We start from the raw sequence: 13,071 nt of genomic DNA on the forward strand, positions 1-13,071 counted from the left end.
CGCGATGCTACGGGTTCGCTTGGCGTCGCGCCGTTAGAAGCGACGGCCCGGGCCGGTCATCCGGTTCGCCGCGGTTTCCGCGATGGCGTCGGCAAGCCCCAGCCCCCACTGCGACCTGCAATAGGCGCGGAAATCGAAGCAAGGCAGGCCGGGGCAGACCTCGAATTCTATGAGGTGGACCGTGTCGTCGGCCTCGACGCGCAGATCGATGGAGAAGACGTCACGCAGGCCGAGACCGCTCATCAGCCGCTCGGCGATTGCGCGAATCCTGGCGTCGGCGGCCGGCTGGCTGTCGGCAACCGCGACGACCTCCGGTTCGGCGTAGCGGCCCGCCGCCTTCGCCGCCTCACCGGTATCGCCATAGAGCGCCAGGCTGTCCGCCATGGTCTGGAAATCGCTGCCTGAATCGACAAAGGCCACGCCAAGCGCTTCGACGCCGTTCTCCGGCGTCAGTCCGAGGAAGCTCGCGCGCACATTGCGGCCGGCGACATAGGGCTGGACGACGACGTCGTCGCGATAGGCGACGAAAACACGGCGGCTGAGCTCCAGCGCGTGGCCGAGATCGCCGCAGCGCGAATCGGGCCAGATGCCGATCTTGGCGCCGAGCCGGTTCGGCTTGACGAACCAGCCGGCGGCCGAAGCCGGCGGCTCGACCAGCCATTGGCCGTCCCTGGCAAGGCCGGCGGGCGGCGCCGGCAGGCCGAGCGCGCCGAGCACGGCGCCGGAGCGGAACTTGTCCTGGCAGAGCGCGAACAGCGTTTCGTCGGCGCCGACCGTTCTGAACCCGCCCAGTCTCGCCAAAGCGGGTGCCGCGCCGCCGCGGAAATAGGCGACGCCGTCGGTCAGCGTCCAGACCAGCGTCGTGCCGGGGTCCTCGCCGTCGAGCAACCTTGCGGCTTCGTCCAGCGCGACCGGCGCGAAAGACAGGCCGCGCGCCAGGCAGGCACCGGCAAGCGCGTCGAATTCGTGCGCGAGGTCGGTCGACTGCGCCAGATAGGAAGCGATTTCGGCGGCGCGCTCCGGGGGATAGCCGTCGGCGACCAGGCGGTCGAAACAGGCTTTTTCCGGCTCATGGACGAGGATCAGTTTCGGCGCTTTGCTCGGCATGGTGTGAACGGTTTCCATCGTGGGCTGCCTACCATCGCACGGCGACGGCAATCGGCTCCCGCGAAACCGACACGGTGCGGGCGCCTGCGTGACAGCATCTCAAGGCAAATTTAACGCAGGCCATCAACTGTTGAAGCCAGCGCCGCCCCTCATCGCCCTGCCCGTCCTCCGCAGCAGCTGCGCTGCAGCTGCGGAGGGTGGACCGGGCACTTCTCCCCGTAGGTGACGGGGAGAAGGAGGTCGGCCGCGAAGCCGGCGTTCTTCCTGGAGCGCTGGAGGTATGCTCAGGCGATCAGCACGCGCGGCTCGAAGCGGCCGTTGACGGGGATATCGAGCAGGAAGGTCATGCCGCCTTGCAGGTCGAGCAGCCGCTGCTTTTCGTTCTTGCCCGACCAGGCGGAGGTGACCGCCAGCCGGTCGGCGTTCTTTCCGACAAAGGCGGGGCAGGAGGGCTGCGTCACCGGCATGGCGACGGTGCGGACGAGCTTGCCGTCGGGTGCATAGGCTTCGACGACGCTGCCGCCCCAGCAGGCGTTCCACAGGATGCCGTCGCGGTCGAGAACGGAACCGTCGATATAGCCCTTGGCCGAACGGTGATCGACGAACACCTTCGGCTCGCCGCTGGGCAGGCCCGTCGCCGGGTCGCAGTCGACGCGCATCAAAAGGCCGGTCGAGGTATCTGTGTAATGAGCGGTTGCGCCGTCTTCGGTAAAGCAGATGGAATTCGACACAGTGATGTCCGAGAACAGTTTGCGCAGCTCTCCCTTGAAGAACCAATAGATCGACCCGGCGCCCTTTTCTTCCTTCTTGCCCATCGTGCCCGCCCACAGGGCGCCGCAGGGGTGGACGCGGGAATCATTGGAGCGGGTGACCGGATTGTCGGCCTCGATCGGTGTGTGCAGCGTCATCTTGCCGGTCGCGACATCGCGGACATAGAGGCCTGTCTCGGCGGCGATCAACTGGCGTTTTTCGTCGATGATGGCGATGGCGCTCGCCATCCGGCCGAGATCGTGGGCGGTCGTCGCGCCGCCTGACAGCCGCTTTTCCAGAAGCTGTCCATTGACGATGTCGAACCAGTACAGAGTGTCCGTGGCAGGATCGTAGCTCGGCCCTTCGCCGAGCTGGCAGACGTGATCGGAAAGAACCGAAACGATCGCTTCGCTCATCATGCTTCTCCGAACGCCGCGTCCCAGGCCGCGACCGCAGCGTGCGCGCGCGCCGCCACCTCGTCGACGCTCATCCCCGGCTTGAACAGGCTGGAGCCGAGACCGAACACCGTCACGCCCACCGCCTTGTAGCCGGCAAAGTCCTTTTCCGAAACGCCCCCGACCGCGCCGACCAGGGTCTGCGCCGGCAGTACCGCGCGGATCGCGGAAATGCCGCCCGCGCCGAGCACGCTCGCCGGGAAGAATTTCAAGGCCGAGGCGCCAAGCCGGATCGCCTGGAAAGCTTCGGTGGGCGTGAACACGCCGGGCATGGTGACCATGCCGTATTCCGTGGCACGGCCCATCACCCCGGCATCGATGTTGGGGCTGACCAGCAGCCGGCCACCGGCCTTGTGCAAGCCGTCGACATCGGCCGGCGTCAGCACCGTGCCGGCGCCGATCAGAGCTGTCGTGGGAAGCGCTTCGACGATCCTGGCGATCGACGAGAACGGCTCCGGCGAGTTGAGCGGCACTTCGATCGCCTCGATTCCGGCGTCGAACAACGCCTGGCCCATGGCGATCGCTTCAACCGGCTTGAGGCCGCGCAGGATGGCGACAAGCCCCCGTTTGAGCTTCGGGAAGGCTGCTGTCTGGGTCATGCCAAGGCTCCACTTCTCGCAATCATGCCGTTCTCGCGCGCGGCTTCGATGAGCCCGGCGCGCACCGCTTCGTCGGCGTCGACGCTGCGCACGTCGAGAACGGCGATGCCAAGCGCAACCTGATAGAGCGCGGCGAGCGCGCCTGAGGCGATCAGCACCACGGATGCCGCGCCGGCGCCATGACGGCGCCTGGCCGAGGCGATCTCGCCACCGATCAGCAGGCCGGACAGGCAAGCGGCGGCATCGTCGGCCTTCAGGTCCTGAAGCAGGCCGGCGGCACGAATGGAAAACAGCCGCGACGTGACATCGCCGCCATCCGCCAACGCGATTTCGCACCAGCGCCGGAAGAACGGATTGTCCGGAGTGACCGGTTTGGGATGTTCGCCTAGCGAATGGCGCAGGATCGAGTGCCCGGCAAGCACCGAGAACAGCTCGCCGGTCGGCCATGTGCCGAAGCCGGCAACGGCGCCGTCCTCGACCAGCACCCATTTCGAATGGGTGCCGGGCATGCAGACCAGCTGGCGTCCCTTGGCCGGCAGGCCGGCGCCGGCAAGCTGCGTTTCCTCGCCCCGCATGACGTCGGGCGCATCGGCCAGGCGCTGGGCAAGGCCGGGTACGATGCGGATATCGCGGCTCTGGCCGGGCACCCGGGCCGCACCGCCCAAAATGGCGCCGATCGGTGCCGGCACGCCGACATAGGGCGCCTCCAGCCAGCCCTGTCGCGAGCCGGCCATGCCGCAGATGATGACCGGCAGTGCCTCCGGCGCGGCCAGAGCCTTCAGATGATCTTCGAGAAGCGTCGAAAAACCCTTCTGCTGCGCGGTGATCAGGCCGTCATCGCCACGGCGTTCGGCAAGGACTTTGCCACTCTTGTCGACAAGCCAGACCCGCATGCGGGTCGTGCCCCAATCGACGGCGGCTACCGCGGGCGCGTTGCCGGCAAACCCTGGGCTCACAGGAAACCTCCATCGACGATCAGCATCTGCGCGGTCAGCATGCGCGAGGCGTCCGACGCCAGGAACAGCACGGTGCCGACCATGTCGTCCGGATGCATGACGTCCTTGATGCATTGCTTGGCGACATGGGCGGCAAGCCCCTGTTCGGTCACCCAGCGGTCTTTCTGCCGTTCGGTGATCACCCAGCCGGGCGCGACGGCGTTGACACGGATGCGGTCGGGCCCAAGCTTGCCGGCCAGCCCTTTGGTGAGGCCGAGTATGCCGGCCTTGGCGGCGGTGTAGGCCGGCATGTCGGGGTGGTTGATGAGATAGGAAGTCGAGGTGAAATTGATGATCGAGCCACCGCCGGCTCGCTTCATGCCCGGTGCGACGGCCTGCGCGGTGAAGAAATGCGGGCGCAGATTGACCGCCTGGTTGTTGTCCCAGAATTCGACCGTCACGTCCTCGACGGCGTGGCGTTCATCCCAAGCGGCATTGTTGACCAGCACGGTCACGTCGCCATGCGCCTCCGCCGCCCTGGCGACCGAGGCCCGCAGCGCTTCGACATCACGCAGGTCGGTCTTGAGATAGAGCGGCCGGCGGCCGGCCTCCTTCTCGATGCGGTCGGCAAGGGCGGTGCTCGGGCCATCGGCGATGTCGATGAAAGCGACATTGGCGCCCTGGCGCACGAAACCCTCGGTCAGCGCGGCACCAATTCCGGAGCCGCCGCCGGTGATCAGCACCGAGGCGCCCTCGAGGTCGGCAAAATGCGCCGATGGCATCATATCTGTCTCTCCCAGCGCCTGACCCCGAAAATCGAGCCGATTTCCGGAAAGGAATCACGCACAAATGTTAAAGTGCTACAGTGTTCGTTGCCCGTCCTGAAAGACGCGCGGCGCTGTAGCGTGACCGGCGCGCATCCTAGCCAGAGAAGTCTTTCGGGCAAGGGCGAAACGTCGGGGTCGCGGGCTTATGTCAGACAAAACGACAATGCGCCACACTGAACGCACTGCGCCATCAACCGGATTGCGGGTCGCTTCGACAGCGCCGGGTCAGATCGCCTTGGCGCGCAAGGCGCCACGAAAGGAATCGCGGAGATAGCCCAGCGTGGCGTCGGCATCGACAGGCTTGCCGAACAGATAGCCCTGCCCGCCGGCGCAGCCGAACTGGACCAGGCGGTCGGCCTGCGCCTCCTGCTCGATGCCTTCGGCGACCACATCCATGCCGAGCCCCTCGCACATCGCAAGAATGGCGCGGATAATGTGTTCGGACGGGCGATCGTCAAGAATGGACGAAACGAAGGCGCGGTCGATCTTGAGCTTGTCGAAATGAAACTCGCGCAAGCGGCCGAGCGAGGACTGGCCGGTGCCGAAATCGTCGAGCGAGACGCGGATGCCGACGCGGCGCAGATCCTCGACGATCTTCTCGGCCGAGGCCGGGTCGTTCATCAGGCCGGTCTCGGTGATCTCGATCTCCAGCCGTCGCGGATCGAAGCCGGTACGGTCGAGGATCGCCAATATGTGCAGGCCTGTGTTCTGGTCGACGAGTTGCGAGGGTGACAGATTGAACGAGAGGAACAGGTCCTTCGGCCAGTTCCTCGCCGCTTCGGTCGCCTTGCGCAAGACAAGCTGCGACAGCGGGCCGATGATGCCGCGCTCCTCGGCGATGGGAATGAAGACCGTCGGCGGAACCGCGCCGAGGTCGCGGTCGGTCCAGCGCGCCAGCGTCTCGAAGCCGATGGTGCGGCGGGTGTTGAGATCGACGATCGGCTGGAAATGCGGCTCCACCTCGCCGGCCGAGACGGCACGACGCAGCGCCTGCTCGATGCGGGTGACGCGCTTGGCCGCCTCTTCCATTTCGCGGGTGTAGACGACGACGCGGCCACGGCCGGAACGCTTGGCGTGGTAGAGTGCCGTTTCGGCCTTGTTGATGAGGATCTCGGTGGTCTCGTCGCCGGAATAGAACAGCGAGCAGCCGACCGAGGCCGAGAGCCGGGCGGTGCGTTCGCCGACATCGTAGGGCGCTGAAAGAATCTCGATCAGCATGCGTGACTTTTCAGCCGCCGCCGCTTCGCTGAACACCATGGGGTAGAGAAAGGCGAATTCGTCGGCGCCGATGCGGCAGACCGTGGAGCGGTCGTCCATCGAGGCGCGCAGCCGCATGGCGACCTGGATCAGAATATCGTCGCCGGCCTTGTGGCCGAACAAATCGTTGATCGGCTTGAAGCCGTCAAGGTCGAGAATTCCGACGGTGAATGGGGCAGGATCGTCGGCACGGTCGCTGATCAGGCGATCGACCTTGTCGAAGAAGCGGCGATGATTGCCAAGCCCGGTCAACGGATCGGTGAAGGCCAGATCCGTGCTCTCCCTGTTTGCCTGACCGGTGCCAAACGAAGTTTGCATCGGTGTCCCTGTTTCTCGAAGTCGGAATTTATTTCGAGACTGGCAGCAAACCCTTTAGGAAACGTATCGCGAAAATCGATTTTTTCGCGGCCGGAGCATGATCCCGAAAACGGAGTCCGGTTTTGCGGGCGCCGATGCCAAGCAAAATGCAGCGTTGTGTTCAGGGGATCGATGCGCGTGCATCAAGTCCTTGTTTTCACGCGGACCTCAACCGTTTGATCGCACACGATAGAGCTCGAGCGCGGTACCACGGGTCTCGGCCACCGGCTCCAGCCAATCCGGCACGTTTCCCCGCATCAGCCCGGCCAGAAAGCCGTCCGGCGCCTTGGCCGCGAAAAGCCTGCTTTCCGGATTGCCGCGGCAGACCGCGACAAGGCCGACATGGTGGTTTTCGACGATTGCTCTGGCAGCGGCGGACGAGCCTATCAAGGCATCCAGCATAAGCAGGTTTCCGGCGACATTGCGGTGATAGGGCCCCGCGAACACGCGATGGCCGGTGAAGGCCAGGATCGGCGAGCCAAGATTGGAGATCGCAAGAACCGTGGTGTCCGGCATTCTGCCGAGAGCGGCGAACGAGGCCTTGCTGCCGCAAGGTGCATCGATGCTGGCGTCCTTGACGGCCGGATTGGTTTCGAACGCGTTCGATGCCGCCGCTGCGGCGCCCGACCAGATCGAATTCACCGAAATCAACCAGGCCGCGGCCATTCTGAACACGGAGCCGCTGGACGGATTGGTTTCGGCCCGCCGCCGCCATTTGGCGATCCAGGCGGAGAGCGGGATCACTGCGAAGGCGATGGAGAAGGTCGAGCCGCGCACCTCCCAGGCGCTGACCAGGAATGCCACCAGAAGCAACGCTCCGACGAAGCTGTCCTGCCGTCGCCAACCGCCGCGGGCGAAGCGAAGCGCCATCAGGACGATCGCAACCAGCGGCGTGGCAAAACGAGCCACGACCCTCGCCGGGTCATCGGAGACAAGGTGAACGATCGACTGTGCCTCCTCGATATGGCCGAGCCACATCTGCTGGAGGCGTGGGTCGAGATTGGCGTAAGGGGCGGCAAGGCATTGCGGAAACAGGAATACCACGACGGAAGCGAGAACGACCGCCAGCAGGCCAAGCGAGGCCATGCGCCGAGCGGCTGTCGCATGGGCAACTTTCCATGAAGCAGTGACCGCCAGGCCGGCGCCGGCGATCGCGGTGACGGCGAATTGCACGATTGAAAATGTGTCGCACTGCGCCTGGCCCCATGACGACATGGGAATGGTGGTGACGAAGACGAGGGCCGAGACGCCGGCGACGCCGAGGCCAAAATCCCTGGCGACCAGCCTCTCGCCGTCACCCCTGCCAAGAAACAGCAGGGCGACAACGGCACCGAGGGTTCCGGCGTAGGGAGCGCTTTCCATGCCGATGGCCAATGTCAGCGTGGCGAATGCGCCAGCAAACAGGGCGGCAGGCCGATGCGCGGGCCCCTCAAGCAGCAAGGCGAGGCTGGCCAAGGTCAGCGTCATCTGGACATTATGATGATCGAGCGAACCGGGCGAGAAGATACCGATGTAATACAGGGCTGCTCCACCGACGACGGCGGCCGGCAGGACCGCGTGCCCGCCGGCGAAACCGCGCGCGGCGCGGATGATGAAGAAGACCGCGAGGCAGAACAGCAGGGCAGGCCACAGTACCTGCACGACCTGTTCGGCCAAGGTGGTGCTGCCCGTCAGGGCCGACACGGCGAGCATGCCGAGGGCCAGTGGCCCGTCGAGCAACCGCGACCAGTGCATGATGAAGCCGCCTTCCAGCCCCATCCTGTATTGGTGCAGGTCGAACCACCCCTGGCCGGCCAGAAGGTCGCGGACTTCGACCAGTTGCAGCAGGCTGTCATTGTCGCCCGCCGGATTGGCCAATTGCGGGAAGCCGGCATAGGCATTGAGGGCCAGCAGTAGCAAGGCGGCAAGCAGCGCCAATGCAATATCTGACCTCCAGGTGGCAGCGCCGTCCTTTGCTGTGCTCATCCCGATTGCCCTTGGCAGGAATGCCGGGCCTTGTTCAGGCCAATCGACACTCATGGAGTCGGACTTAAACCTAGCCTTAACGGCTTCAATAAATAGTAAAACAGCCTGGGCGAGCCCGACGGGCGCTCGCATGATCGCGTGGTCGACAAGGGCACCGGAGACGAAATGCCGCAAGACGTTCGCCACGAACCTGTCATCGCCGTGCTCCTGCCTTGCTACAATGAGGAGCTGACCGTCGCCGAGGTAGTGCGGCGGTTCCGTGAGACACTGCCGACCGCCACCATCTATGTCTACGACAACAATTCGCGCGACCTGACTGCGCTCAGGGCCCGCGCGGCCGGTGCGATTGTGGTTCGCGAACCGCGCCAGGGTAAGGGCAATGTGGTTCGGCGCATGTTCGCCGACATCGACGCCGACATCTATTTGATGGCCGACGGAGACGGCACCTATGCGCCGGAGGATGCGCCGCAGCTGATCAACACGCTGCTGACCGAACGTTGCGATATGGTGGTGGGCACCAGGCGCGGCATCACCGACGACGCCGGCAGGGCGGGCCATGCGTTCGGCAATCGCATCTTCAACACGCTCTACAAGCGGCTGTTCGGCAGCGATTTCACCGACATCTTCTCGGGCTACCGCGTTTTCACCAGGCGCTTCGTCAAGAGCTTTCCCGCCGTCTCCGGCGGCTTCGAGATCGAGACCGAGATGTCGGTGCACGCCTCGCAGCTCAAACTGCCGGTAAGCGAGATCGCGCTCGACTATGGCAGGCGGCCCGAGGGCTCGTCGTCAAAGTTGTCGACCCGGCGCGACGGCGCCAGGATCCTGTGGATGTTCGCCATGCTGATGAAGGAGACCCAGCCGCTGCGCTTTTTCGGTTCCTTTGCCGTGTTCTTCCTGGCCTCGAGCCTATTTCTGATGGCACCGGTGCTGGTCGAGTTCGCCGAAACCGGCCTCGTCCCGCGCATGCCGACCTGGGTGCTGTCGGTCGGCCTGCTGCTTCTATCGACGCTGGCGGCGGTGACCGGGCTGATCCTCGATTCGGTGTCGCGGGGCCGGGCTGAACAGAAGCGTATTTTTTATCTCTCCATGCCTTCGGGCCGCGTGGAACGGCGCAACCACCGAGGTGAGCCCGTGGTGGTGAAACCGCAACCGGGCAAGACGCCTCGCGCGGCCTGAACGATGCAACGCATCGTCCGCGTCTTCCTTGCCGGCGGCGGCGGTTTCGCGGCCGATGCCGCAGCGCTCCTGGCTGCTGCTGGCGATCACGGGGGCCGCTCGTCGCCCGCATCTTGTCTATCGGCTTTGCCCTCTGCAGCACCTGGCAGATCAACCGCCAGCTGACCTTCGCGCCTTCGCGGCACCGTATGGCACAAGAGGGTGCGCGCTATGACGGCGTCGGCATCGCTACCAGCATCGCTACGAGCATCGTCAACTATCTCGTCTATTCGGCCACCCTCTCGCCATGCCGGCGCTGCCGCGGCTCGCCGCCTTTGCCGTCGCCTTGCTGGTTGGCATGACGCCGTTTTTTCCTCGGCTATTCCAGGTTGGTCTTCGACCGTCAGCGGCCTGGCCCGATTGGCAGAAGCCACCCGGTTCCTTATATCGCTGTGGTCGACTGCGCTGGGGACCTGCCATGAAGCTGAAAATCGCCGTCCAAATGGACCACATCTCCACCGTGTCGATCGCCGGCGACACCTCGTTTGCGCTGTCGCTGGAAGCACAGCGGCGCGGCCACCTTCTGTTTCACTACACGCCCGACCGGCTGTCGATGCGCGATGGCAAGGTGTTTGCCCGCGTCGAGGAGATGCAGGTGCGCGACGAGAAGGGCAACCATTATTCGCTGGGCGAGAAGGTGCGCACCGATCTGTCGGAGATGGACGTCATCCTGCTGCGCCAGGATCCGCCCTTCGACATGAATTACATCACCACGACGCATATTCTCGAGCGCATCCATCCCAAGACATTGGTGGTCAACGATCCGGCGTGGGTGCGAAACAGCCCGGAAAAGATCTTCGTCACCGAGTTTCCCGACCTGATGCCGGAAACGCTGATCACCAAGGATCCGCTGGAGGTCGCCGCGTTCCGCAAGGAGTTCGGCGACATCATCGTCAAGCCGCTCTACGGCAATGGCGGCGCCGGCATCTTCCATCTGCTGGAGGCCGACCGCAATCTCGCCTCGCTGCTCGAAATGTTCGGCCAGATGTTCCGGGAGCCGTATATCGTGCAGCGTTACCTCAAGGACGTACGCAAGGGCGACAAACGCATCATCCTGATCGACGGCGAGCCGGTCGGCGCCATCAACCGGGTGCCGGCCGAGCACGATTCCCGCTCCAACATGCATGTCGGCGGCCGCGCCGAAAAGACCGAGCTGACAGAACGCGAGCGCGAGATCTGCGCCCGCATCGGCCCGTCGCTGAAAGAACGAGGCTTCATCCTGGTCGGCATCGACGTCATCGGCGACTACATGACCGAGATCAACGTGACCTCGCCGACGGGTGTGCGCGAAGTCAGCCGCTTCGGCGGCGCGGACATTGCCGGCCTGTTCTGGGACGCCGTCGAGGCGAAGCGAAAATAGCCGTTTTCATTTTGCCTTAACCATGTTCCGTTTTTGCAACCGGGCATACCTCGCCTACAACCCTTACGCTTACCTGTTCCTGTAATGTTCTTGCTTTGGCCGAAAAATTGTGATTGTCTCTGCCGACGGGCCTTCAAGGCCTGATCGAACGGGCTGGGGCAGGCCCATATCCGGGGTTTGCAAGATGGTGGCGCGGGTTCGCACGGTCGCTTTCCAGGGCATCGAGGCCGTGCCGGTCGACGTGCAGGTGATGATCGCACCCGGCAAGGTCAACATGCACATCGTCGGTCTCGCGGACAAGGCGGTGGCCGAGAGCCGTGAGCGGGTGCAGGCGGCACTGCATGCCTCCGGCCTGTCGATGCCGTCGAAGAAGGTGACCGTCAATCTGGCGCCGGCCGACCTGCCCAAGGAAGGCAGCCACTATGATTTGCCGATCGCGCTTGGCCTGATGGCCGCATTGGGCGCCATTCCCGGCGATATGCTGGCCGGCTATGTCGTGCTTGGCGAATTGTCGCTCGACGGCACGATTGCCGCCGTCGCCGGCGCCTTGCCGGCGGCGATCGGCGCCAATGCCGAGGGCAAGGGCCTGATCTGCCCTTTCGCCTGCGGGCCGGAAGCGGCCTGGGCCGGGCGGGAATTCGACATTCTGGCACCGCGCAGCCTGATCGCCATCGCCAATCATTTCCGCGGTACGCAGGTGCTGTCGCGGCCGGAAGCCGGGATCCACGCGGCGGCGCGCGACCTGCCCGACCTCGCCGATATCAAGGGGCAGGAAACCGCCAAGCGGGCGCTGGAAGTGGCGGCGGCCGGCGGGCATAATCTGCTGATGGTCGGCCCGCCAGGGTCGGGAAAATCGATGCTGGCGCAGCGGCTGCCGTCGATCCTGCCGCCACTGGCGCCGAAGGAGTTGCTCGAAGTTTCGATGATCGCCTCGGTGGCGGGAGAACTTGGCGAGGGCAAGCTGACCGACCGGCGGCCGTTTCGCGCCCCGCATCATTCGGCCTCGATGGCGGCGATGGTCGGCGGCGGCATTCGCGCACGGCCGGGCGAAGTGTCGCTGGCGCATCACGGCGTGCTGTTCCTCGACGAGTTCCCCGAATTCACGCCGCAGACGCTCGATGCGCTACGCCAGCCGCTGGAGACCGGCGACTGCATGATCGCGCGCGCCAACCATCGCGTCACCTATCCGGCGCGCATCCAGCTGGTGGCGGCGATGAACCCGTGCCGCTGCGGCATGGCCGGCGAGCCGGGCTATCGCTGCCTGCGCGGCGAACGCTGCCGCACCGACTACCAGGCGCGCATTTCAGGCCCGCTGCTCGACCGCATCGATCTCAGAATCGAAGTGCCGGCGGTCTCGGCCAGCGACCTGATCCGGCCCGACCGGGCGGAGAAAAGTGCCGATGTGGCACTGCGCGTGGCACGCGCCCGCACCATCCAGCGCGAACGCTTCGAACGGCTCGGCGCTACCCGGGCCACCACCAACGCACATTGCGCGCCGTCGGTCATCGAGGAGATCGCGATGCCGGATGCCGCCGGCCTGTCGCTGCTCAAGGACGCCAGCGAAAAACTCGGCTTTTCCGCCCGCGCGTATCATCGGGTGCTGAAGGTGGCGCGGACACTGGCCGACCTCGAGGCCAGCGAGACGGTTGGACGCATCCATCTGGCGGAAGCTATTTCCTATCGCATGAGCTCGGAGCGGATGGCGCAGGCGGCTTGACGGGAGGTGAGGCGATGCGACGTGCGGCAAGATCCTCGTGATGGTCTTGACAAATCCTGTGAGGGCTATCTCGCGCGCTGTGACCACGCGGGGATCCAGCGATGAGCACTCGCATCCAAGACATGAGAAATCTCGGACCAGCCATGGCGCGGATGCTGGCGGAAATCGATGTCCTCTATGAAGGGCATTTGCGCAATTTAGGCGCGGTTGAAGCCTATTACCGTCTGAAATTCCGATTCGGACAGCACATAACGATCAACGCACTCTATGCGATGGAGGCGGCGATCCGCGGCTGTGACTGGCGGGCGCTTGACCGCGAAACCAAGGAACATCTGCGTCGGCAGGTACGCTAGAGCAATTCCAGGAAAAGTATGAAACGGGTTTCCCGGGAAAAGCGCATCGCTTTCCGTAGGGAAATTGCGTAGTCGACCGTGAACTATCCGCAAGCCGTTGATGTGGCATGTTGATTGAGGCAGAGAGCGGCTTTGGAATTGCAAGAGTAGCGGTTTATGGGGGCTGTTTTCCTG

11 protein-coding genes are annotated in these 13,071 nt (G+C 64.7%); 4 read left to right on the top strand and 7 right to left on the bottom strand.

From position 1 onward, the window contains the following. Positions 1 to 33 precede the first annotated feature (33 nt). The 7 genes from NKI49_RS10600 to NKI49_RS10630 form a co-directional block, all read right to left on the bottom strand. Positions 34 to 1,107, bottom strand: a complete 1,074-nt coding sequence (locus tag NKI49_RS10600; protein ID WP_352603307.1) for a D-alanine--D-alanine ligase family protein — start codon at positions 1,105 to 1,107, stop codon at positions 34 to 36. 284 nt (positions 1,108 to 1,391) lie between these two features. Further along, positions 1,392 to 2,273: an SMP-30/gluconolactonase/LRE family protein gene (locus NKI49_RS10605; RefSeq protein WP_352603305.1), complete on the bottom strand. Its 882-nt coding sequence runs from the start codon at positions 2,271 to 2,273 to the stop codon at positions 1,392 to 1,394. Continuing rightward, the gene (locus NKI49_RS10610) at positions 2,273 to 2,911 is read right to left on the bottom strand and encodes a 2-dehydro-3-deoxy-6-phosphogalactonate aldolase (RefSeq protein WP_352603303.1); all 639 of its coding nucleotides are present in this window, start codon (positions 2,909 to 2,911) and stop codon (positions 2,273 to 2,275) included. The genes NKI49_RS10605 and NKI49_RS10610 overlap by 1 nt, the downstream gene beginning before the upstream one ends. Further along, positions 2,908 to 3,867 (bottom strand): 2-dehydro-3-deoxygalactonokinase, encoded by a 960-nt coding sequence (locus NKI49_RS10615; RefSeq protein ID WP_352603301.1) that lies wholly within the window; start codon positions 3,865 to 3,867, stop codon positions 2,908 to 2,910. Before NKI49_RS10615 ends, NKI49_RS10610 begins: the two co-directional genes overlap by 4 nt. Beyond that, positions 3,864 to 4,631: an SDR family NAD(P)-dependent oxidoreductase gene (locus NKI49_RS10620; RefSeq protein ID WP_352603298.1), complete on the bottom strand. Its 768-nt coding sequence runs from the start codon at positions 4,629 to 4,631 to the stop codon at positions 3,864 to 3,866. The genes NKI49_RS10615 and NKI49_RS10620 overlap by 4 nt, the downstream gene beginning before the upstream one ends. Positions 4,632 to 4,898: 267 nt before the next feature. Continuing rightward, the gene (locus NKI49_RS10625) at positions 4,899 to 6,248 is read right to left on the bottom strand and encodes a putative bifunctional diguanylate cyclase/phosphodiesterase (RefSeq protein WP_352603296.1); all 1,350 of its coding nucleotides are present in this window, start codon (positions 6,246 to 6,248) and stop codon (positions 4,899 to 4,901) included. Between the two features lie 207 nt (positions 6,249 to 6,455). Continuing rightward, positions 6,456 to 8,252 (bottom strand): GtrA family protein, encoded by a 1,797-nt coding sequence (locus NKI49_RS10630; RefSeq protein WP_352603294.1) that lies wholly within the window; start codon positions 8,250 to 8,252, stop codon positions 6,456 to 6,458. A 165-nt stretch (positions 8,253 to 8,417) separates the two neighbouring features. Here NKI49_RS10630 and NKI49_RS10635 point away from each other — a divergent pair, with 165 nt between their 5' ends. From NKI49_RS10635 to NKI49_RS10650, 4 genes are all read left to right on the top strand, one after another. After that, entirely contained in the window at positions 8,418 to 9,428 is a 1,011-nt protein-coding gene (locus NKI49_RS10635) for a glycosyltransferase (protein WP_352603292.1), read from the top strand. A gap of 457 nt (positions 9,429 to 9,885) precedes the next feature. Next, on the top strand, positions 9,886 to 10,827 hold the full coding sequence (gene gshB / locus NKI49_RS10640; RefSeq protein ID WP_352603290.1) for a glutathione synthase: 942 nt from the start codon (positions 9,886 to 9,888) through the stop codon (positions 10,825 to 10,827). Positions 10,828 to 11,011: 184 nt separating this feature from the next. Continuing rightward, positions 11,012 to 12,544 (top strand): YifB family Mg chelatase-like AAA ATPase, encoded by a 1,533-nt coding sequence (locus tag NKI49_RS10645; protein WP_352603288.1) that lies wholly within the window; start codon positions 11,012 to 11,014, stop codon positions 12,542 to 12,544. A gap of 101 nt (positions 12,545 to 12,645) precedes the next feature. Beyond that, entirely contained in the window at positions 12,646 to 12,897 is a 252-nt protein-coding gene (locus NKI49_RS10650; RefSeq protein WP_352603286.1) for a TfoX/Sxy family DNA transformation protein, read from the top strand. The last annotated feature ends 174 nt before the right edge of the window (positions 12,898 to 13,071 follow it).

The organism is Mesorhizobium sp. M0587 (genome assembly GCF_040320945.1).
In the GTDB taxonomy this organism is placed as follows: domain Bacteria; phylum Pseudomonadota; class Alphaproteobacteria; order Rhizobiales; family Rhizobiaceae; genus Mesorhizobium.